This is a genomic window from Arthrobacter sp. B0427-1-12, assembly GCF_059092905.1.
Genome location: NZ_JBNHIC010000057.1, coordinates 1 through 20,659, shown reverse-complemented (window position 1 = coordinate 20,659; position 20,659 = coordinate 1). Strand labels below are relative to the sequence as shown.

22 protein-coding genes and 2 pseudogenes are annotated in these 20,659 nt (G+C 67.0%); 11 read left to right on the top strand and 13 right to left on the bottom strand.

The genetic code is table 11. From position 1 onward, the window contains the following. A partial coding sequence (locus tag AC5RWU_RS20730) for a histone-like nucleoid-structuring protein Lsr2 (protein WP_494032801.1) occupies positions 1-223 on the bottom strand: 223 nt, incomplete at its 3' end. Positions 224-450: 227 nt separating this feature from the next. Between AC5RWU_RS20730 and AC5RWU_RS20725 the strand changes: the two are divergent. Next, positions 451-540 (top strand): annotated as a pseudogene (locus AC5RWU_RS20725) (GNAT family N-acetyltransferase); the annotation flags it as partial. Between the two features lie 310 nt (positions 541-850). Beyond that, positions 851-1,201 (top strand): hypothetical protein, encoded by a 351-nt coding sequence (locus AC5RWU_RS20720; protein WP_494032802.1) that lies wholly within the window; start codon positions 851-853, stop codon positions 1,199-1,201. 322 nt (positions 1,202-1,523) lie between these two features. Here the strand turns inward: AC5RWU_RS20720 and AC5RWU_RS20715 are convergent. The 3 genes and pseudogenes from AC5RWU_RS20715 to AC5RWU_RS20705 all read right to left on the bottom strand — a co-directional run bounded on the left by AC5RWU_RS20715 (position 1,524) and on the right by AC5RWU_RS20705 (position 3,527). Continuing rightward, positions 1,524-1,726 (bottom strand): annotated as a pseudogene (locus AC5RWU_RS20715) (cold-shock protein). Between the two features lie 455 nt (positions 1,727-2,181). Then, positions 2,182-2,352, bottom strand: coding sequence for a CsbD family protein (locus AC5RWU_RS20710; protein WP_494032803.1), 171 nt, complete (start codon positions 2,350-2,352; stop codon positions 2,182-2,184). Between the two features lie 338 nt (positions 2,353-2,690). Continuing rightward, the gene (locus tag AC5RWU_RS20705) at positions 2,691-3,527 is read right to left on the bottom strand and encodes a DUF2382 domain-containing protein (RefSeq protein ID WP_494032804.1); all 837 of its coding nucleotides are present in this window, start codon (positions 3,525-3,527) and stop codon (positions 2,691-2,693) included. 761 nt (positions 3,528-4,288) lie between these two features. Here AC5RWU_RS20705 and AC5RWU_RS20700 point away from each other — a divergent pair. Next, entirely contained in the window at positions 4,289-4,666 is a 378-nt protein-coding gene (locus tag AC5RWU_RS20700; protein WP_494032805.1) for a YidH family protein, read from the top strand. A gap of 3 nt (positions 4,667-4,669) precedes the next feature. After that, positions 4,670-5,014, top strand: coding sequence for a DUF202 domain-containing protein (locus tag AC5RWU_RS20695; RefSeq protein WP_494032806.1), 345 nt, complete (start codon positions 4,670-4,672; stop codon positions 5,012-5,014). Positions 5,015-5,174: 160 nt separating this feature from the next. Here AC5RWU_RS20695 and AC5RWU_RS20690 read toward each other — a convergent pair whose 3' ends face one another. The 5 genes from AC5RWU_RS20690 to AC5RWU_RS20670 all read right to left on the bottom strand — a co-directional run bounded on the left by AC5RWU_RS20690 (position 5,175) and on the right by AC5RWU_RS20670 (position 10,718). Further along, entirely contained in the window at positions 5,175-6,374 is a 1,200-nt protein-coding gene (locus AC5RWU_RS20690) for a cytochrome P450 (RefSeq protein ID WP_494032807.1), read from the bottom strand. Positions 6,375-6,399: 25 nt separating this feature from the next. Next, positions 6,400-7,386: a PDR/VanB family oxidoreductase gene (locus tag AC5RWU_RS20685; RefSeq protein ID WP_494032808.1), complete on the bottom strand. Its 987-nt coding sequence runs from the start codon at positions 7,384-7,386 to the stop codon at positions 6,400-6,402. An 83-nt stretch (positions 7,387-7,469) separates the two neighbouring features. Beyond that, positions 7,470-8,840, bottom strand: coding sequence for an MFS transporter (locus tag AC5RWU_RS20680; protein ID WP_494032809.1), 1,371 nt, complete (start codon positions 8,838-8,840; stop codon positions 7,470-7,472). 120 nt (positions 8,841-8,960) lie between these two features. Next, positions 8,961-9,782: an IclR family transcriptional regulator gene (locus AC5RWU_RS20675; RefSeq protein ID WP_494032810.1), complete on the bottom strand. Its 822-nt coding sequence runs from the start codon at positions 9,780-9,782 to the stop codon at positions 8,961-8,963. Positions 9,783-9,917: 135 nt separating this feature from the next. Next, positions 9,918-10,718, bottom strand: a complete 801-nt coding sequence (locus AC5RWU_RS20670) for an SDR family oxidoreductase (protein WP_494032811.1) — start codon at positions 10,716-10,718, stop codon at positions 9,918-9,920. Positions 10,719-10,875: 157 nt separating this feature from the next. Here AC5RWU_RS20670 and AC5RWU_RS20665 point away from each other — a divergent pair, with 157 nt between their 5' ends. From AC5RWU_RS20665 to AC5RWU_RS20650, 4 genes are all read left to right on the top strand, one after another. Further along, positions 10,876-12,255, top strand: a complete 1,380-nt coding sequence (locus tag AC5RWU_RS20665) for an aldehyde dehydrogenase family protein (RefSeq protein ID WP_494032812.1) — start codon at positions 10,876-10,878, stop codon at positions 12,253-12,255. A 25-nt stretch (positions 12,256-12,280) separates the two neighbouring features. Further along, on the top strand, positions 12,281-13,207 hold the full coding sequence (locus tag AC5RWU_RS20660) for an MBL fold metallo-hydrolase (protein WP_494032813.1): 927 nt from the start codon (positions 12,281-12,283) through the stop codon (positions 13,205-13,207). Between the two features lie 3 nt (positions 13,208-13,210). Next, complete coding sequence (locus AC5RWU_RS20655) at positions 13,211-14,509, top strand: MFS transporter (RefSeq protein WP_494032814.1); 1,299 nt, start codon at positions 13,211-13,213, stop codon at positions 14,507-14,509. Positions 14,510-14,590: 81 nt separating this feature from the next. Next, the gene (locus tag AC5RWU_RS20650) at positions 14,591-15,997 is read left to right on the top strand and encodes an MFS transporter (protein ID WP_494032815.1); all 1,407 of its coding nucleotides are present in this window, start codon (positions 14,591-14,593) and stop codon (positions 15,995-15,997) included. 258 nt (positions 15,998-16,255) lie between these two features. Here the strand turns inward: AC5RWU_RS20650 and AC5RWU_RS20645 are convergent, their stop codons facing one another. Continuing rightward, positions 16,256-16,912 (bottom strand): class I SAM-dependent methyltransferase, encoded by a 657-nt coding sequence (locus AC5RWU_RS20645; protein ID WP_494032816.1) that lies wholly within the window; start codon positions 16,910-16,912, stop codon positions 16,256-16,258. Positions 16,913-17,117: 205 nt separating this feature from the next. On the opposite strand from AC5RWU_RS20645, the gene AC5RWU_RS20640 reads away from it, so the two are divergent. Together AC5RWU_RS20640 and AC5RWU_RS20635 are read left to right on the top strand one after the other, a co-directional pair. Continuing rightward, on the top strand, positions 17,118-17,501 hold the full coding sequence (locus AC5RWU_RS20640) for a hypothetical protein (RefSeq protein ID WP_494037182.1): 384 nt from the start codon (positions 17,118-17,120) through the stop codon (positions 17,499-17,501). A gap of 192 nt (positions 17,502-17,693) precedes the next feature. Then, positions 17,694-17,981 (top strand): hypothetical protein, encoded by a 288-nt coding sequence (locus AC5RWU_RS20635; protein WP_494032818.1) that lies wholly within the window; start codon positions 17,694-17,696, stop codon positions 17,979-17,981. Positions 17,982-18,278: 297 nt separating this feature from the next. On the opposite strand, the gene AC5RWU_RS20630 is transcribed toward AC5RWU_RS20635, so the two are convergent. Continuing rightward, positions 18,279-18,776 carry a recombinase family protein gene (locus AC5RWU_RS20630; protein WP_494032819.1) on the bottom strand — a complete coding sequence of 166 codons (498 nt, stop codon included), beginning with the start codon at positions 18,774-18,776 and terminating at the stop codon, positions 18,279-18,281. Between the two features lie 355 nt (positions 18,777-19,131). Between AC5RWU_RS20630 and AC5RWU_RS20625 the strand changes: the two genes are divergently transcribed. Further along, on the top strand, positions 19,132-19,335 hold the full coding sequence (locus tag AC5RWU_RS20625; protein WP_494002582.1) for a cold-shock protein: 204 nt from the start codon (positions 19,132-19,134) through the stop codon (positions 19,333-19,335). 146 nt (positions 19,336-19,481) lie between these two features. Here AC5RWU_RS20625 and AC5RWU_RS20620 read toward each other — a convergent pair whose 3' ends face one another. Then, positions 19,482-19,697: a hypothetical protein gene (locus AC5RWU_RS20620; protein WP_494032820.1), complete on the bottom strand. Its 216-nt coding sequence runs from the start codon at positions 19,695-19,697 to the stop codon at positions 19,482-19,484. Positions 19,698-19,870: 173 nt separating this feature from the next. Further along, complete coding sequence (locus AC5RWU_RS20615) at positions 19,871-20,059, bottom strand: YegP family protein (RefSeq protein ID WP_494032821.1); 189 nt, start codon at positions 20,057-20,059, stop codon at positions 19,871-19,873. Positions 20,060-20,659: the final 600 nt, after the last annotated feature.

Here is a 20,659-nt window from a genome sequence, read left to right as displayed (position 1 = left end):
CCCCGGCCGCTGGCCCGGGCCGGGTCTTGCCCCGGGGTGACGCGGCCGCAGGGACCTTGCGGCCGGCCTTCACATACTGCCTGAAGGCCTTACGCAGCGCAGCAGCATCCCCTGCGGACAGGTCAATTTCATAGTTCGTGCCGTCCATGCCGAAATGCACCGTTTCGTCCGCCGGCCCGCCGTCCAAATCAGAGACCAGGACGATTTCCACCTTTTGTGCCATGCGAAGCGACTCCTCAATAACGGGGACAATTTCCCCAGATAAATATTACGTATCCCGGCCGCGCTATTGAAAGCACAGAACGGCCGCCAACCAGCCGTTACGACCGGCTCAGAAAAAGACCGATTCAGGAAAGCCGGCAACGGGGTATTTATGCTGTCCCGGGAACCTGTCCGCCTTTATCCGGTACCTGCAAAGAATCCAGCCCGGACGAATGTTCTTGTCGCGCCGATACCCGCCGGTTCTACGAACGCCACGGCTTCACCAACATCCAGCCGGGCAAGGACCATCGGATGCTGTGCTACCTCCGCGAGCTGTGAACCCGTCCACCGCGGGGTGTCCGGGCCGGGCCTGAAGACCCCGCGGGGACCAGCAGGTACCGGTGTCGGGCTGCTTTGGTGTGGGCAGGCCGGTCCGGAAGGAGGGAAGGCCGGCCTGCTGTTTCCGGTCCGCGGCCGAGCGGGTAAATGCTGTGGGCTGCGGCGTGCCGCAGTCATTCTGAAACAGTTTATTTTCGGGGGAAACATTTCACAGGAATAGTGCAGGAATCCGCAGGTGTACTGGTGATAGCAAGAAACCCTGCCGAAGATGCGAAATCCATGGACCGGCAACCGGAGCAAGGAGCATGCCATGAGAACAGCGGCGGAGCCGCTGCAGCCGGTATCGGTGCAGCCGATCGGTCATCTGCTGCCCCCGGGGCCGGGCTGTATGCCCGGCCCGTTCCCGCCCGTAAGGCGTAAGCGGCAACTGCAGGCAGCCATGGACCGGCACGCGGAACTGTCCGCAGCGGCTGCCGCCCTGGCCTGTCTGCACGAACACCGCTGCACCGGCGACCCGTCCGATGCGGCGGCACTGGCCGCGGCAGCGGACCTGCTGGCCGGCTATGTGCGCAAGGCACTGTACGGACAACAACACCACCGGCAGCAACCGCCGACCCATCCGGGTCCCGGCAGACAGCCTCCACGCGGACCGGGACGATAACAGGACCAGGCACCGCAACCGCCTCCGAACCCGGCCCCAACGGAAGACAACCGCACCCGTCGTCGCCGCTTTTCGGCCAGCAACACCAAAGCGGCGACGAACCCGTTCATGAACTGCCTGAACCGGCGGCATCACCGATAACAGCGCATCCGTAAACCGGTCCGGAGAATGGCGACCGGCTGAACGGTGGGCACGCCGTTCTCCTACGATGCAAAGCGCCCCCGGAGCCCTTGAACTGCTCCCCGAAAGTTGGACTGAGAAATCAGTTCTGACTCTCGGGGAGCAGTTCAAGGGCTCCGGGGGCGCTGTTCTGTTGGATGGGTCAGAGTGCCTGGATGTTTTCGGCCTGCGGCCCTTCGGACCCTGGGCGACGGTGAACTCAACCCGCTGGTTTTCCTCCAGGGAACGGCAGCCCCTGCCCGCGATCTGTGAGTAGTGGGCGAACAGATCCTTGCCCTCGTCATCGGGGGTGATGAACCCGTAGCCCTTTTCGGCGTTGAACCACTTCACGGTCCCTGTTGCCATGCTGCTTTGTTCCTTCTGGAGCCACCGCTGGCTCCCCCGTCGGGAGCCTCCCCCGCGGGCGTCCTGCCCACACACTATGGGAGAGGTGAAGGACGCATCAAGGGATTATGCTCCGCAGCCCGACATCGAACCCCCTCCAGCCGATCCTCGCCCCAACCACCGATAAGGGCGCATACGTCAAGCCGCCCCAGGTTCTTCATGTGCCGGGTTTTCCGTTGGCTGTTCAGGTGGATAGGCCGCCGGCACCGTTGTGGTCCCGACGGTCTTCGTGGTGGCGGGGCTGTCCTCCCGTCCGGGCGGGAGTGGATTGTGCCTGTTGCCAGGCTTCGCAGTCCTGCCCATGACCGCAGCACCGGTCTCTGAGATGGGGCAGGTCATGCCGGGACCTGGAGGGCGGGACCCATACAGGGGTCAAAGGGCCGGCGTTATCTCTGCACGGCCGGCCGCCTGCCCGGTCAGTCTTTCTTGGCGTCCTTGACCTTTTCCATGGCGTTCTCCAGATCGGCTTTGCCCTGGGCGGCCTGTCCTCTGGTCTGGAGGCGTTCGTCACCGGTGGCCTTGCCCACCGCTTTTTTGGCCCTGCCGGCGGTTTTCTCGGCGGCGTTTTTGATCTTGTCCAGGCCCATGATCCTCTCTCCTGCACTCTCGTGTGCCTGCCGGCAGCCTGCTGCGGCTGCCGCTTCATCCTCCCACCGGGACCGCGGCCGCAACAGGGGCCGGCGGTGTCCCGGCCTCTATCCTCCGGACCGGGAATGGGTGGCCGGCACAGGCTCACGGAAGCAGCATGCCCGGCGGCAGCCGCCCGTGGTGCCGGCGGCGGGGCAACCCGTCAAGGGCGCCATCGTGCATGCTGCGGTCCCTGCCCCTGAGGCGCGGAGGTTCCGGCGGCACACAAACGGGAGGGGCTGCCGGCAAACCGGCCAGCCCCTCCTTCAATAGGCTGGCGCTTTAGCCGCTACCTGCTCTAGCGGGTGTCCCGGTCGCGGTCGGTGTCGGCGCCTTCAACCTCCACGTGCTCCTTGGCCACTTCGGCCTGCACGCGTTCGGTGTCCTCGACGGTCTCCTTGCCCAGCGATACCTTCTCCGCGCCGACCGTTTCCTTGCTGACCACCGGGCGCTCCTCGCGCAGGGTGACCTCGGCTTCGTCCTCGCCCAGCGGGCCACCGGAGACCTCCTCGCCCTCACCGACGGGGATCCGCTCCACGCGGACCTCCTCGCGGGAGACCGGAACCTGGACCGTCTCGGTGTCCGTGACCACGTACTTGCGCAGCCGGACGCGGGCCCGCCGCTCCCGGGTTTCCTTGCCCACCTTCAGCTGCTCCTCGCGCCGGACGACCTCGGCTTCGGTGTCCGTATCCTGGTCGGTTCCGGCAGCCCCTGCCGCCCCGGAGGTATCCGTCGCCGTCCCGGCGGCACCGGCGTGGTCAGGGGTACCGCCGGTTTCCGTCGTTCCGGTGGTGTCCGTTTCGGCGGTGCCGGTGGTGCTACCGGCACCGCCGACACCGTAGTAGGCGTAGAGGCGGTCCTGTTCCTCCTCGGACAGATGCTCATCCGGATCCATGTTGGGTGCGTCCTTGATGAAGTCCTTGGTGTACGGCACGTACAGATCGCCGTTTTCCTCCCAGGCATCCCGGACCGGAACAAACGTCTCCCTGGTCCCGAACAGGCCGGTGCTGACCGTCACGAACGTCGGCTCGCCGGTCTGGTCATTCTCGTACAGACCGGCGACCTTGCCGATCTTCTCACCGTTGCGCCCATAAACCGTGGCATTCGTCAGGGTCTCAGCAGTAAAGTGTGCCATCTCGAACTCCTTGAATCATCGGTACCGGGGGCAGGTGATCCGGGAACGGCGCCCCGGACCATCCTGGGGCTTCGGACTCCCGACGCCGCAACCGGACAAGGTGTGCATCCGCGATTCAAACCGCACCGCCGCCGGGAATTACTAAGCCTGCTTGCCATCTTTCAGCATTCTCCCGCAAAGACAACCCCCAAAGGCCAACGGAACCAAAGCCAGGTATGGACACCGTTCCCTACGCCGAGGCGAGGAACCGCAAAATTCTGGCTCTCCGCACCGCTGCTTCTCGTCGTCAAGGACGGCGAGAAGTCTGAACGCCGATAACAGCGCATATGACGCGAGCCGAACAGCGGTCCTTGCAAGAGAACTCCGAGGCTGGTACCGGAGCTGCGGAGCGGGCGTCTCGGTATCGCTCTATGGAGCAGACTTTCAAGCCGCGAGGCACGCTGCGCAGCTCAGGTACCGGTTCCCCTAGCGGTCTCGACGTAGTCATGGACTACAGAAGAGATTGCAGTCCCGATATCGCCCGCTCCATCCACGGCTGCGCGGAACGTATTTGTGGAGCCTTTCGCAGCACGGCTTCGGTAAAGAGCCGCCACCGGACGGGCACGGAACCAAGCTGCTCGCAGAATCGAAACCTCTGAGTCTTCCCATTGATACGAGCATTTCGTCTCGCCACTGTCGCGATTAACTCCTGTGGATCCGGTCTCTTGCAGTGACGGCGAGGCTAGACTGGCTCTGTGCCCCCCTCTTCGCAACCTTCCTCCGTGCCTGAGCCGCCCCGCCGCAGCGGAATCGCCGAGAAGCTCCTTCCCGGCGGCATCGAGCCGGACCCGCGCTTCACGCTCGCGAACGAACGCACCTTCCTGGCCTGGATCCGGACCGCGCTGGCGTTCCTGGCTGGCGGCATCGCCATCGAGGCCTTCACCGGGGACATCTTCGTCGAGCCGGTGCGCAAGGGCCTGGCCATCCTCCTGCTGCTGCTGGGCGTGTTCATCAGCGGCGGCGCCGCGGTGCGCTGGATCGGCGTCGAACGCAGCATGCGCAACAAGGCACCGCTGCCGCTGCCGCTGATCGCCCCGCTGCTGGCCATCGGCGGCGCCATTGCGGCCGCCGTCGTCATTGTTTTCGTTTTCCTCGCCTGAGCCATGGCCAGACGCACGAGGGCGGCACCCCCGCCGAGGCACGACGATCCCGGCCTGCAGCCGGAACGGACCACGCTGGCCTGGGGCCGGACGATGCTTGCCCTGGTCACGGTCAGCGCGATCTTCCTGCGCTGGATCCAGCACCACGGGCCCTTTGTACTGACCTTATTTGCCGTGGCCATCCTGGCGGCGGCCGGCATCTACCTGACGCAGCGGCTGCGCTACCACCGGGGGGTGCGGGGCATCGCCGCCGAAGCCGTGGCCGCCGCCGCCGCGGCCGTGCTGTGGACGTCGCTGGCCGCGGTGGTCCTGGGCGGACTCGGGGTCTTCGTGGTGCTGGCGCTGTAGGCGCGATTCATACCGCAGGAGCTTCTCAGTCCCGGCATTCCCGAATGTACGAGGAGCTGCCGCAGGAAGGCCGGACATGACGGAGCGAGACACATAAACAACGCCGGTGCTCCGGTTCCGTAACCATCGGAACCGGAGCACCGGCGTCGAACCAAGAATTCTAGGCCGCGGTGATCCGTACCGGCAGCGATTCGAAGCCGCGCAGCACGTTGTGCAGGATCGGCACCGGCTCGCCGTCCGGCTCGATGGTGGCGATACGCTCCAGCATCTGCTGCAGGACGATCTCCATCTCCAGCCGGGCGATGGGCTGGCCGACGCACTGGTGCAGGCCCATGCCGAAGGCCACATGTCCGGAGGCGCTGCGGTCCAGGTCGAATTCGTCCGCGTTTTCGCCCCACTTGCGGGGGTCACGGTTGGCCGCGCCCACGAAGACCAGCACCTTGGCACCGGCCGGCAGGCGTACGCCGCCGAGCTCCGTGTCCACCGCGACCGTGCGGTGGAACTTCTGGAACGGGGACTCGATGCGCAGGGCCTCATCAATGGCGAACTTGGCCATTCGGGGGTTTTCCCGCAGCCGCGCCCAGGCGTCGGGATAGCGGGCCAGTACGGACAGGGTGTTGCCGATGCCGAAGACAGTAGTGTCGACACCGGCCGACAGCAGGGCACGGACCAGCAGCGTGGCCTGCTGGCCGGTGATCAGCCCGTCCTGGACCCGGTCCCAGATGCGGGCGCCGAAGCCGGTGTCACTGAGGTTCTCCCGCTCACAGTTGCGCATGACGGCGGCCGCATGCTCGTCCCCGTGGGCGAAGGCCTGCTGGAAGATGTAGTTTTCCGGCCCGAAGGCGTTGAAGACCATGTTGCCGTAGGGCAGCAGGTGCTCGCGGCCTTCATTGGGAATGCCGACGGCGTCCGGGAAGACCCGCAGCGGGTACTTCTCGGCCAGGTCGGTGACGATATCGAACCGGTCGCGGCGGGCCAGCTCCTCCGTCAGCTCGACGGCCGGGGGCGTGAAGGGCTCGCGCAGTGCCCGGACGGTGCCCGGGTTGATCACGCCGGTCAGCGCACGGCGCATGACGGTGTGGATGGGCGGGTCGGATTCCAGGATGCTCGGCGGGCGCCAGCCGGAGTCCTTCCGGATGTCCCGCGGCCCCAGGCCGCCGGAGGAAATGTAGGTCTCGAAGTCGGTCAGGACCTCGTAGACCTCCTGGTATCCGGCCACGGCGTAACTGCCGGTGACTTCCAGGTAGGACACCGCTCCGGCCTCGCGCAGGCGGGCCAGGAACGGGTATGGGTCAAGGATGTTGGCAGTATCGAAGGGATCGTCGCTGAGGACGGCCGGTTCGTGGGTCATGGCAGTCATTGGTACTCCTGGAGGGACGGAAAGGCTAGAGGTCGAGGACGAGCTTCGGGCAGCCTGCGGCGGCCCGGGAAACGCAGACCAGCATGATCTCCCCGGCCTCGCGGTCCTCCTCGGTCAGGACGGCGTCCCGGTGTTCCGGCTCGCCGGCGATGATCTGCGTTTCGCACGTGCCGCACAGGCCACCGCGGCACGAGGACAGGACGCGGACGCCGATTTCTTCGACGGCTTCGAGGATGGTCTTGTCGGTGGGAACGGTCACCGTGGTTCCGGTGCGGGTCAGTTCGACCTCGAACGGTTCGCTGGCTGCGCCGGCGCCCAGGGCAGTCGCGGTGAAGCGTTCGGTGTGCAGGACACCCGGAGGCCAGCCCATGCAGCGCTCCTCGATAGCAGCCAGCAGTCCGGCCGGGCCGCAGGTGTAGACCAGCATGTGGGCACGGGGCATGCCGAGAATGGCATCCAGGTCCATGCGTCCGGCCTCGTCCTCGGCTGCGATCTCCACCCGCTCCCCGTAGCGCTCGACGAGCTGCTGCGCGAACGCCATCGTCTTCCGGCTGCGCCCCCCGTAGATGAGACGCCAGTCCTTGCCTGCCGCATCAGCCGCTTCGATCATCGGTATCAGCGGGGTGATCCCGATGCCGCCGGCGATAAAGAGGTACCGGCGGGACTCCAGCAGCGGGAAGTTGTTGCGCGGCTCGGAGATGGTCAGCGGGCTGCCGGCCGTCAGCTCATGCACCGCCCGGGATCCGCCCCGGGTGTCGGGAACGCGGAGCACGCCGATCCGCAGGTGGTCCAGCTCCTGCGGGGAGGAGCAGATCGAATACTGGCGTACCAGGTCGTCGCCGAGGTGGACGTCGATGTGCGCCCCGGGCTGCCAGGGCTGGAACGGTTCGCCGTCCAGCCGCCGCAGCACCAGGGACACGACCTGGTCTGCGACGGTCTCCACGTGTTCGATGACGACGTCGATGGTCGTCGCCGCTGCGGTTCCGTTCCGCAACGTTGCCGTTTCGGTCATCGGTCCTTACCTTCCTTGGGGAATCAATGAGCCGGTTTGGTGCCGGCAAAACTAGTGGATGACAGGGTGTACAGGCGGGACGGCTAGACGTCCAGGCCCAATCGTCGGCGGTCTCGCTGCTGGTTGATGAAGAGCATGGCAAGGATGCCCGCACCGAACATCAGCACGCCGGTGAGGACGAAGGCGTTCTCGTAACCGACGGCGGCGCTGGAGGCCCGGCCCACGAGCATGCCGACGACGGCCGGTGCCAGCAGTCCGCCGCTGCTGAGAATGGCGTTGCTGATCTGCAGAATGGCTCCGCGCTGGCCGATGCTGGTGGTCTCGGCGACGACCAGGTAAGTGAGCGCGAAGATGGACGGGGCGGTGCCGAATCCGAAGGTGAAGCACAAAATGGCAAGCCACGGCTGGTCCGTCATGATTCCGGCCAGGATCATCGCCCCGGAGAAGAAGGCCGTAACCCCGAGCACCAGGCCACGGGAATAGCGGGTGCGCACGCCCCGGGCACCGAGCATCTGGGTCAGCCAGCTGAGGCCGACGGTTGCGGCGGCGCCCCAGATGGCCGGGAGTGCGATCAGGGAGCCGGCCTGCTGGGTGCTCATGTCCATGACCTTCTCGAAGTACGCGGGCAGCCAGGTCATCGCCACCGTGAACGTCCAGTAGGCCAGGAATGCGGCCAGCACGGACAGCAGCCAGCTCGGGGTGGCGAAGGACCGCCAGTAGGAGACCTTCCGGTCGGCGGCGGTAACCACGTCCTCGTCGAGTTCCGGGGCCTCCGATCCCTCGATCCGGCGCTCGGCGCGCAGGGAGGTGTATGGGCCTTCCTTGCCGACGAAGATCCAGGCCGCGGCCCAGACAACGCCGATGACGGCCAGGAAGATGAACGTGGACTTCCAGCCGAACTCCGCGGCGATCCAGGCCAGCACCGGGGCGAAAACCACGATGCCGAGGGTCACCCCGGCCGAAGCCAGCGCGGCCGGGGTTGCCCCCTTTCTGCTGGGGAACCACTTATACACCGCATGCATGGTGATCGGCGCCAGCGGCCCCTCGCCCGCACCCAGCAGGACGCGGCTAAACCAGAGAGCAGGCAAGGAGGCGAAGACGAAGATCGGCACCTGCGCGATGGACCAGATCAGGCACAGGCCCAGCAGGATCCATTTGGAGCTGACCCGGTTGGCGATCGGTGCGGCCGCGAACTGGGCGATGCCGAAGAGGATGAAGACGGCGCTGCCAAGCAGGCCAAACTGCTCCGGGGTGATGCCCAGGTCGCGCATCAGGGGAACGGCGACGATGCCCAGGATGGCCTTGTCCGCCCAGCTGATCATCATGAGGATCAGCAGGAAAACGGTGATGGTCCAGCCGCGCCGGGCGCGGCGCTTGGCATCCCAGTGCGCCGGATCAGCGGGGTCCACGGAGTGCACTGCATCCGGAGTGCGCTGAGGAGTGTGGAGAACCATGAAAAATCCTGTCTGCGACGGCGGTCACCGCCGGGTGTGACCTGACATACTTCGTCCGAACGATGCTAGGTGGCCCGCCCCACATAACCTGTGTCACTTTCCATCCAATGGAAAGAAAGTTCACTGCGGCAGATGCTCGGCACCAAGCCGCCGGGCGATGCCGCGGGCGGCGATCTTCAGCACCGGCACCACTGCCCCCAGGGATGCCGGGCGGCCCTTGGTGACCACACCCAGAGCCGCCGCCAGCTGGTGGCTGGGCAGGAGCACCGGCACTGCCAGGCCGTAGTTGTCCGTTCCCGCTTCCTCCGCAGTGGTGGCGTAGCCCTGCGCGCGCACTCGCTCCACTTCCGCCGCCAAGGCCCCTGGATCGGTGATGGTGCGCGGCGTATGCGGGGCGAGCCTGGCCGCGGCGCTCTCGAACAGGCCCTTCGGGCCGAAGGCCAGCATGATCTTGCCGGCCGCGCTGCCGTGCAGTGACAACCGTGCCCCGACGCGCCTGAAGGGGGCGCCGGCGCCGGTTCCGGACATCCGCTCGACCAGCAGGACCTCGTCCCCGTCCAGGATGAACAGGTTGACCACGTTCTGCGTGACAAAGAGGACGTCCTGCATGAAGGGCGCCGCGACCTCCGCGATGTTCTGCTGTGCGGGCGCCAGCAGGCCCAGACGCCAGATCCGGTGCCCGATCCGGTACAGGCCGCGGTGCTTCTCCAGCCCGCCCCACTCCACCAGTTCCCCAGCCAGCCGGTGGGCGGTGGCAACCGGCAGTCCGGCCCGCCTGGCCATTGAACTGAGGGTCTGGGCCGAGTGCTGGGCATCGAAGGTTCCCAGCAGGGCCAGCGCGCGGGAGGTGACGCTGGCACCCGGCTGCGGGGCGTCGTCGTTCCCGGCACCGGCGATTTGGGCCGGACGCGCGGTGCGGCCGCGCGGGGCAGCGTTGGCCATGCTGCTTATGTCCTTTCCGGCGGGGAAGGCGGGCGCTGTCCGGCTCGGTGCCGCCTTCATTCAGTTTAAGGGGCGACGCCGGAGCCGCCTTTCATACGGAAAGCGGCTCCGGCGTCGTGGTCTTTGAAGCGCAGGTTACGCTGGCTGGGCGGCGAAGACCGAGCCGCGATAGGCGGCCAGGCCGCCGTCGACCCGGATGTCCGAACCGTTGACCCAAGCGGATTCGGGGCGCAGCAGGAAGTCGACCACGCGGGCGACGTCGTCCGGCTGGCCGAAGCGGCCCAGCAGCTTGCTGGCGCCCTCGACCTTGTCCCGGCCGTGGTCCTGCTTGAAGTCTTCCAGGATCGGAGTGGCCACCGGGCCCGGGCTGACGCTGTTAACGCGGATGCGCTGCGGCAGCAGCTCAGCGGCCAGGTGCTCGGTCAGGAACCGGACGCACTGCTTCGAGAAGAGATAGGACTCACCGGTAATTTCCGCATCGCCGGCAACGGCATCGAAGGCGGCGTCCTGATCCTCGGCCAGCGCGAATTCGGCGCAGCGGTCCTTGACCGTGCGCCACTGGACGCCCACATTGGAGGCCAGGTTGACGACGGCGCCCCCCTCACGCATGAGCGGGGCCAGGGCGCGGACCAGGCCGCGGACGCCGAAGACGTTGACTGATAGCACGGTGCGCCACGGGGCGGTGCCGGGCACGCCGGCGATATTGGCCAGCCCCGCGATACCCTGCGGAGCGGCCTGGGCGACGGCGGCCGCAGCGGCCTCGATGCCCGCAGGAGTGGAGAGGTCGGCCTGCACGAAGGTGCCGTCGAAGGATTCAGGGGCGTTGCGGTCGATCCCGATCAGCGGCACCCCGCGTCCGGCCAGCACCTGGGCGGTACGGGCGCCGATGCCGGAGGACACCCCGGTGAGGACGATGGGCAGCTGAGTGGTGGTCATGGGCGCTCCTAGGATCATACGTGATGTGCTTCACCCATACTGGCAAGCGGACGGCGGGGCCGACCGCCGTTTTTCCATTGGATGGAAAGCGCCGTGCATCATGTGACGCTGGCCATGACACTGGAGGGAATCCCTCCCCGTGCCGAAAGGACCCACCATGACGGCGGCCCGCTACGATGTGCTGGACCCGGCGACCCTTGAGGTTGTGGGCCAGGCTCCCGAGAACACCGAGCAGGACGTCGCGGAGGCAGTTGCCGCGGCCCGGGCCGCGGCCCCCGCGTGGGCCGCCGACCGCGAGGCCCGCCGCAGGGCACTCCGCAGTGCCGCAGCACTGATCCGCCGCGACCTGGACCGGCTGGCCACCCTGCTCTCCCGTGAACAAGGCAAGCCGAAGGCCGACGCGGCCGGAGAGTTCACCGTGGCCGCCGGGCTCTTCGAGTACTACGCGGACCTGGCCTGGGACGAGGTGGATCCCCTGGCTCCGCGTGCCGACCGCAGCCTCGAAGTGCACTACCGCCCGGTTGGCGTCGTCGGCACCATCACCCCGTGGAACTTTCCCATCTCCCTGCTGTGCGTGAAGCTGGCTCCTGCCCTGGTCTCCGGCTGCACCGTGATTTCCAAACCGTCGCCGACCACGCCGCTGTCCACCATCGCGCTGGTGGAGCTGCTCAATGAGGTGCTGCCCGCCGGTGTGCTGCAGGTGCGCACCGGGTCCCGCCGCACCGTGAACGTTGCGCTGAGCAGCCTGCCCGGCGTCCGGAAAATTTCCTTCACCGGTTCCACCGACGTCGGTATTGCCATTGCCCAGCAGGCCGCCCCTACGGTTAAGCGCGTCACCCTGGAGCTGGGCGGCAACGACCCGGCCATCGTCCTGGAGGATGCCGACGCCGAAACCACCGCCCGCGGCATCGTCGGCAGCGCCTTCCGCAATGCCGGCCAGGTATGCATGGCGGTCAAGCGTGTCTATGTTCCGCGCAGCCGCCGGAACGAACTGGCCGAGGCAATCGCCGCTGAGGCTGCCCGCCATGTGGTAGGCCATGGCATCTCCGAGGGCACGACGATGGGTCCCATGCACAACGCCTCCCAGCTGCAGCTGGTCCGCGGTCTGGTCGAATCCGCCGTCGGTGCCGGAGCCCGCGTGGTCACCGGCGGCAAGCCCGGCTGCGACCTGCCCGGCTACTTCCTCTCCCCCACCGTGGTCATCGACGCCGAACCGGGCATGGACCTGGTTGAAGAGGAGCAGTTCGGCGCTGCCCTGCCGATCGTCGCCTACGACGACCTGGACGAAACCGTGGCCCGGCTGAACGCCGGTGAATTCGGACTCGGAGCCTCCGTGTGGAGCCCGGATGCCGAGCGCGCCTACGGTGTTGCCTCCCGCCTGGAGGCCGGCACCGTGTGGATCAACCAGCACACCCTGGTCGAACCGGACGCGCCGTTCGGCGGCTGGAAGGCCTCCGGCATCGGCCGTGAGCGCGGACGCTGGGGGCTGGAGGAGTACCTCGAGACCCGCGTCATCAACGCCCGCCCGCATTCCTGACCCGCCTCTGTTCTAAGGACATACCGTGACTGTCGAACTGATCACCCTCGGGACCGCCGCCGGCCCGGCCATCCGCGGACCGGAAAACGGCATCTCCAGCGCCCTTGTGGTTGATGACGCCTTCTATATGGTGGACTTCGGACTGGGCTGTACCAGGGCCGCCCACCAGGCCGGGCTGCGCGGCAAGGATTTCGCAGCCGGCTTCGTCACGCACCTGCATTCGGACCATGTGGTGGAACTGCCCGGCTTCCTGCTCTGGAACTGGGGTAATCCGGTGGAGGGCTTCACCGGGCCGGTGTCCCTCCTGGGCCCGGGCCGTGACGGCACCCACCCGGAGGGTGAGACCCTGGCCGGCACCAGCGAACTGGTGGCCCACGCCCTGAAGGCGTATTCCTACGACATCGACATCCGTGTCCATGACGAGGCCCGCCCCGACCTGGCCTCCCTGCTGCGCACCACGGACCTGCAGACCCCGGCACCGGGCTCGGCGGAGGCCGCCCGTCCGTTCGAGGTGTACGAGGACAGCCGGGTCAGGGTCACCGGCATCCTGGTGGAGCACCCGCCGGTGCGCCCGGCGCTGGCATTCCGCTTCGATACCGACGCCGGTTCCGTGGTTTTCTCCGGTGACACCGCCGAATGCGAGGCCATGGCCGTGCTGGCCACCGGCGCCGATGTCCTGGTCCATGAAGCGGTGAACCTGGGCTTCTACGCGGACAAGGGCTTCGCCCCCGAATTCCTGAACCACCAGCAAATTTCACATACGACACCGGAAGGTGCCGGCCGCGTGGCGGCCGCCGCCGGCGTCGGACGCCTCGTGCTGTCCCACCTCGCTGGCCGCGCCGAACCGGAATGGTGGAGCAGCCGCGCCGCAGCGCACTTTGGCGGTCCGGTGGACGTGGCTGTGAGCGGCCAGCGCTTCACCGTGGGCCTGCCGGTAGCCATCGCCGTCTAAGCTGTGGAACCGCCAGCCGTAAAGCAACTGCATCCGGGGCCCGGAACCGCCGCCTCGGACGCTGCCTGGCTGGCGGTCCTGGGCGCCGGCATCGCAGCTGCGATGCATATCTGGAAGCTGCCCGGCGCCTTGGCTCTGGTGCAGGACGACCTGTCAATGACGCTCGTCCAGGCAGGGCTGCTCGTAGGCATCATCCAGGTGGCCAGCATCGTGGGCGGTTTGGGCGTCGCTCTGGGCGGTGAGGTCATCGGGCTGCGGCGCATGCTGATCCTGGGTTTGATCCTCCTCGGCGCCGGATCGGCGGCCGGAGCCGCGGCACCGGCCGCAGTATGGCTGTTGGCCTCGCGGACCGTCGAAGGTGTCGGCTTCCTCATGACGGTCGTGGGAGCCCCTGCCCTGATTCGCCATGCAGCTCCAAGGCAGCGCCTGGACCTGGCCCTGGCCAGCTGGGCCACCTTCCACGGAATGGCCTCCCTGATCGGACTCACCGCCGGAGCATTCTTCCTGCAGGTCGCCGACTGGCGCCTTTGGTGGCTGGTCATGGCCCTCGTGACTCTCCTGCCAATTCCATTCATCCTTTCGCGGGTGCCCGCCGACGGCGGCAAACGAGAATCGGACTGGCGCACCTCCGCAGGCAAGGTCCGGCGCACCGTGTCCACCGTGCGACCGTGGATCACAGGGATTGTCTTCGCCTGCTACACCGCCCAGTGGATGGCCCTGCTGGGCTTCCTGCCGTCGATTTACGGCTCGATGGGACTTACGGGTATTTGGCCCGGCCTGCTCAGTGCCGGCATCGGCGGCGTCAATGTTATCGGCGCCATCGCGGCCGGCCCGCTGATGCAACGGGGCATCAGCGAACGGCGCATCGTCTTCTGGGCACTGCTGGGCGCAGCTGTCACGTCCTGGGCAACCTTCGCCATCAACTGGGACAGCCTGTCGAACGGATTCGTCCTACAGGTCCTCCTGGCCGCTGTGTTCTCCGCCGTCGGCGGCCTGATCCCGGCCGCCCTGACCCGATATTCGGTCACCATCGCACCCGAGGGCGGTTCGGTTCCCGCGGTTCTGGGGTTAACCCAGCAGATCTTCAACATCGGCAATTTCGTCGGCCCCATGATCATCGCAGCCCTGGCCGCCGCCTCCGGCGACTGGAGCAATACCTGGTGGATGACCTGCGGACTCAGTGCCCTGGGCATCCTGCTGCTGTCCGCGCTGGGCCAAACCCGCGAAGCTGCAACGGGGCCAGCGCACCGCCGCCGCACAGCAGGAAACAGTCTTCCACCCAACGGAAAGAACCGGCTGTAACCGGAATCACAGCTTCTACAGTCGCAACAGTTGCCGCTGCAAGGGTGCACCGGCTCCTTCGACTTGAAAGATTGGATTGCTGTGTCTGCACAAAATCTTCCCGCCGGCGCGGCCGAGGCTGCCCGGGCCCGCGATCCCCGGAACTGGTCCAGCGCCAGGCGGAACCGCTACGGATGGTTCATCACCTTCAGCCTGCTGTTCCTGATGATGCTCAGCTGGGCGGACAAAGCCGTCCTGGGCATCGCGGCCGTACCGCTGATGAACGACCTCGGCATCACCCCGGAGCAGTTCGGCCTCGTGGGCAGCGCCATGTTCCTGACCTTCGGCATCGCCCAACTGGTTGCGGCGCCGCTGGCAAACAAGATCCCGAGCAAGTGGATCCTGCTGGTGCTGTGCCTGCTCTGGTCTGTCGCCCAGGCCCCGATCCTGCTGTTCGCTTCCCTGCCCGCGCTCTGGGCCAGCCGCCTGCTGCTGGGCGCCGGCGAAGGGCCGCTGGCACCCGTCCTCATGCACGGTGTCTACAAGTGGTTCCCTGAGAAGAAGGGCGCCACGCCTGCGGCTCTGGCATCCTCCGGCGTCACGCTGGGCATCGTTGCCTTCGCACCCGTCCTGGCCTGGGTCATCGGCCAGTTCGGCTGGCAGACAGCCTTCGGGATGCTGGCCGTAGTCGGCCTGGTCTGGTCAGTTTTCTGGGCGGTCACGGGCAAGGAAGGCCCCTACACCAGCCTCAAGGCGGAGCAGGAAATCGACGGTATCGCAGCCGAAACGGCACCCGTCCTCGCCGAAAACAAAGTCGCCTACTGGCGCACCATTCTCTCGCCCAGCTGGATCTTCGCAGTGCTGGCTTCCTTCTTCGGCTACTGGACGTTTACGCTCGCCATGTCCTGGGGTCCGGCCTACTTCCAGAACGTCCTGGGCCTCAGCGGCCAGCAGGCCGGAAGCCTGATCGCCCTGCCGGCTGCCTGGGGCACCGTCGCAACCGTCGGCCTGAGCGCGCTGACCCAGCGGCTGCATCTGCAGGGTGTCCCGACCCGCAAGGCCCGGGCCTGGGTCCTCGGCGCTGCTGCAACCTTTGCAGGAGCCTGTCTGGTGGGGGCCACCATGACCGCGTCCCCGGCTCTGTCCATCACGCTCATGGTCTTCGGATTCGGCACCGCCCCGGCACTGTTCGCCATCACCTACCTGATTGTTGCGGAACTGACCACGATCGCGCAGCGGGGCGCGAACCTATCCATCGCCAACGCGGTCCTCACCAGCGGCGGGGTCTTCGCCCCGGCGGTCTCCGGCTTCCTCATCGGCGGAGCGGCGACACCGGCTGCAGGCTACACGGCCGCATTCGCCCTGGCCGGCGGCCTGATGCTGGTCTTCGGAGTGCTCTCACTGCTGTTCGTCAACCAGCAGCGGGACCGCCGCCGGCTGGGCCTCGACGCTGAGCATGCCGCAGTCCCGACCGGTGGAAAGCCCACCGCGGTGAAGGTCGGCGCCTAAGCGGAAGACTCACCTGACTCCTCAGGTACCCTCTTGACAGCGCCCGGTCCCGGCAGAGCAGGACCGGGCGCTGTTGTCTGTAACCCGATAGCCTGGCCCAATCCGGAGCCAGTCCCCTTCACGCAGCAAAATAACCACCTGACGCTGGATACCAAGGACAGTACCAACGCCGATAACAGCGCATATGTCGTCCTGGGTTTTTGAGGCACGTGCCAAGTGATTGCGTTTTGCCTGTCGGGGACGGTCACTGGCTGCGGCTTAGCCGGGGCTGGCGGCGTGCCCGAGAATGTGGGCGACCGGCGGCGCCAGCGGGTGGACGGAGACTCCGAACGGCTGGCTGTCCCGTACGACGAATCCGGCGGTAGTGATGGCCTGCAGGGTATCCCGGTTGAGGTGGCAGCCTCCGGCCATGCGCTGCCAGGCCGGAGTCATCAGGTCTTCGACGGCAGCGAGAATGCGGTGCCCGGAGCGGACGTGCTCGTAGAAGGCCAGTGTCCCGCCGGGGCGCAGGACCCGGCGGATTTCGGCCAGGGCCGCGGCCTGATCGGCGACGCTGCACAGAACCAGGCTGGTGACCACCGCGTCGACGGTGGCGTCGGCGGCCGGGATCTGCTCGGCCACGGCAGGGAGAACCCGGACGGGGACCGGGGCGCGGGCAGCCCGGTCCCGGGCAAGGGCTCGAAGGTAGTCATCGGGTTCCAGCGCCAGAACGTCCGTGACCGTCTGAGGGTACAGGCCGAACGCGGACCCGTCACCGGCCCCGATTTCAATGATGCGTCCGTGCAGGCCGGCCAGCAGGCGGCGCCGGTGTTCGGTGCCTCCGCGGCGGTTCATCCCGGCGACGGACCGGGCGTAGGCGCGGGCGAAACGGGGATGCTGCAGCCCGGCCGGGCCGGCCGGTTCCGGTCCGGTCATGGCCGGGCCCCGGGGTGGAGGTCAGCCGGGGCGGTGCGGGCCTGCCCAAGGACTCGGACGGCGGGGATCCGGATTGTCCGGCTTTTTCTGTAGGACATGCGGTGTTCCTTGGCTCGGTGTAGAGTGCGCTGTCCGGCCGCCTATCCGGGGTGCCGGCCGCAGTCCCCACACTGACCACGGTGCCCCCCGCCGTCAAGGACGGCTTGTGGACAGGAACCAGGCCGCTGTCAGGAAAGGAGTCTTCCAGCAGCGCGGCAGGGTCCTCCTTCACAGCAGTGTGCAGCACGTGCACGGTCTCCCGCAGTGTCGGCGGATGCGCCGTCTGCCGGTCGAGTTCGTCGAGCCGTTGGGCCGGCAAATCCTGGACATGGCCGCAGGGGCTTCCCCGGCGTTGCGGATGTTCATGATTTCCCGGATCCGGCGCTGGCTGTTTGAGGCGGCAATCGTTCCCAGCATTTTTTCAAGCCGCCGGGAGTACAACGGATGGTGTAGGGGCCACAAGCTGGGACCGTGGACACAACGTGGCCTGCTGTCCACCGATCCCCCTGTAAGCCGTGGGGATGATCAGGATGTCTATCAGTCGCCGTGAGCTGCTCATGTTCGGCGCACCGGGACCCCGGGAGCGGCAAGCCTGGGGGTGCCGCTGTCCTCCATCGCTGTGTGATCGGCCGGAGACCTGGCCGCCTCCGGAATGCCCAACCATCCCGGCCCCGGCCTCTCCGGATACTGACCATCCGCCCACCCTGGCAAACAAACCCCGTCAAAGGCTCAGGGGACCGCCATGACCAAGGATTCCGGCGTGCCGCAGCCGATCGCCGTGCGGCTCATCTTCCAGCCCGGCACCCCGAAATCCGGGTCTGGGACCGGCACCTGCAATCCGCAACCGGCCCTTGAAATGGTCCTGTTGCATGCCGGAAGCTCGCAGGGGGCCGACCGGATGATCGAAAGGCTATGGGGGCATACCTCAACCCCGGTACCGGTCGACGCCGGAAGGGCCTGCCCGCTCAATCCCCGGGGCGTAGCCATCCCGTGTGACCTCGTCCGCCGCCGCCGCCTGAAGAACCGGTAGAAACAGCTCCTCCGCCGTTGCCGGCAACGGCGGAGGACAGCGGTCTGGGGCAGTGGTTTCACCGGCTGTCCTGCCGAGGACAGCGCCAGCTTTGGCCCTGGCCGTCCGGCCCCTGCCGGCTGACCCACCAGGCCCGGAGGGGCCGAGACCGTATGCGACAGCGCATAGAACCTGCCTTCGGAAGGCTGCCCTCCGGGGGCCTCCATAGTCATATGAAAGACGGAACCCGATCCCAGGGAGCGGTGGCTATTGATGCCCCTTCCGCGTTCCGGGCGGCCCGCACGGCGGAGAGCAGTTTTACCTCGTCCGGGCGCAGCTGCCCGGTCGGGGAGACATGCCGGTACAGCGTTCGTCGGCTGATGCCCAGCTTCGGCACACAGTTCCCCCCACCCTGATCCCGAGATCGCCCATCGATGCCTGAGCCAGCCGCAGCTTGGCCGGAGTCATCTTGTAGGGCCGACCGCCTTTCCACCCGCTGGCCCGGGCGGGGGCCGGACCGGCCAGCGTGCCCTCGGAGAGCAGTTCCCGCTCGAATTCAGCCAGGGCGGAGAAAATTCCGAAGATCAGCTTCCCCGAGGCACTGGTTGTATCGATGGCCGTGCCCTGGCCGGTGAGCACCGTCAGCCCGATGCCGCGCCCGGTCAACTCCTGCACCGTATCCGCAAGCTGGCGCAGGTCGAGGCCGACCCGGTCCAGCTTCCACACCACCAGGATGTCTCCCTCATACAGAGCCTTCAGACAGGCCGGCAGCCCGGGCCGATCATCCTGCTTCCCCGGGGCATAATCCTCGTACAACTGCCCCGGATCCGCCCCTCGACGATCAGGGCGTCCAGCGGCAGATCGGTGGTGTGCGCACCGTCGGTCTTCGAGATCCGCATGTACCCGACCAGCATGGCAGTTTCCCTTGTTATTTATACGGCCGATGACGTGACAGGCGCGCTTGTTCCATCCGCCTCTAATTGTCCCGCCGTCCTCCGGCTCTTGCCCTTACGACCGTGCGGGCGGGGCCTTGCCTCTGCTCCGGCCCGCTGCCGGGCCGGGCACAGTCCCTTGCCACTTTCGCGGCTCCCCGTAGTTTGGATCACGCCGGAGCAATACTGCGGCCGGCCCGGTCCGGCCGCAGCCAACAAGGAACGTCGGGGGAAGCATCATGGCAACAGGAACCGTCAAATGGTTTAACGCGGACAAGGGCTTCGGTTTCATTGAGCCCGACGACGGATCCCCGGATGTCTTCGCCCATTTCTCGGCCATCGCCAGCAGCGGCTACCGGTCCCTGGAGGAAAACCAGAAGGTCGAATACGACGTCGTCCAGGGCCCGAAGGGACCGCAGGCGGAAAAAATCCGTCCGCTCTGACCCTTCCGTTCGCCGTCTCTGCACCGCCCCGGGCGCGGACTCATTCCGGCGGACCGGCTGCGCGCGTGGGCGGCTCGGTCCGGAAGGTCTGTCTGTGGGGTGCAGCGGCACCACGGGCGGTCCCTGGCAGCCAGGCTCAGGGAAGCTCACCCGGCAGTTCGGGCTTTGGCCGTCAGGAAGTCCTGATCGGCCGGGGTGAGCTGCACTTCGCCGTGCCGGTTCTGCTCAATATCGCTGATGGCCCGGTGGATGGCATTGGCGACCGTGCGGGGCAGGACCATACATCCCGGGTTCCGCAGCAGCCATTTTTGTGTGCCGGGGTCAAGCAGGTCCCACCACTGCTGAATCGGAAGCTGTCCCATGGGTGGCTGTTCTCCCGTTCCGTGCCGGATACAACTGACGGTAATTCTCAAAGCGCCGCGCAGGCCGCAGCACTGAGGCGTCTGCGCTCTCCTGCCCGTGAGCGGCTCCCCGGCCGCCCTGCTGCAGATCCCCGGGCAGTACCGCCCCGGGGGGATAGCCCACCGGGATCGGCCTAGACAGCATCTGTCCGGTCAACCACCAGTGCCGTCGCGGCGCTTTCCCGCACCGCCGTAATGGCCGCGACCACCTCCGGCATATGCTCGAAGACACAGGAAAAGACGACCTGACGGCCATCACCGTCGGTCAGCCTGAACCGCAGTTTCCCGTCCCCGTCCCGCACAATCTCGAACCTGCCGGCCATAGTTATCCTCCAAGGTTCCTCATGGACCCGATCGGGCATCGTCCGCGCCGATGCAACGGTGCGCCGGCACGATGATGCCTGACCAACAACCTACATGTGACGGAGATCACTTTCCACCCCTCGGGGGTGGATTATGACGCCGGTATCTGCGGAACCGTCAGCCTGCCCGGGACCGCCAGGAACGGCCGGTACGAACGTCCCCGCTGAAACCCATGGCTGGATTCTCCACCAACCGTCCCGGGGGAAGAGCAGCACCGTCAGTAAGGCGGGCCTTATCGCAGGCAAAAACGGGGCCCCTGAAGCGAGGACCGGCATGCGGCGGGCGGACCGTGGACTCTCCCTGCCTGTCCCGGACAGTCCCGGACAGTGCCGGATCCGCTGCCCGGTCCCCCTGCGGACCGGGCAGCACGGGCCAAAAACTGCTCGCAACGGCCAGGGGCCTCAAACAGACCGCAACGGACCCGGAACCGGCAGCCGACGATGAACCCTAACGGACATCCGGCCCGGACGGAAGGCGGAAATACCGGTATCCCGGCCGGTGCGCCCGGCTGTCCCGGCAGGTAGTATGTGTTCCACATCCCCCGTACTGCCGTGAAGACT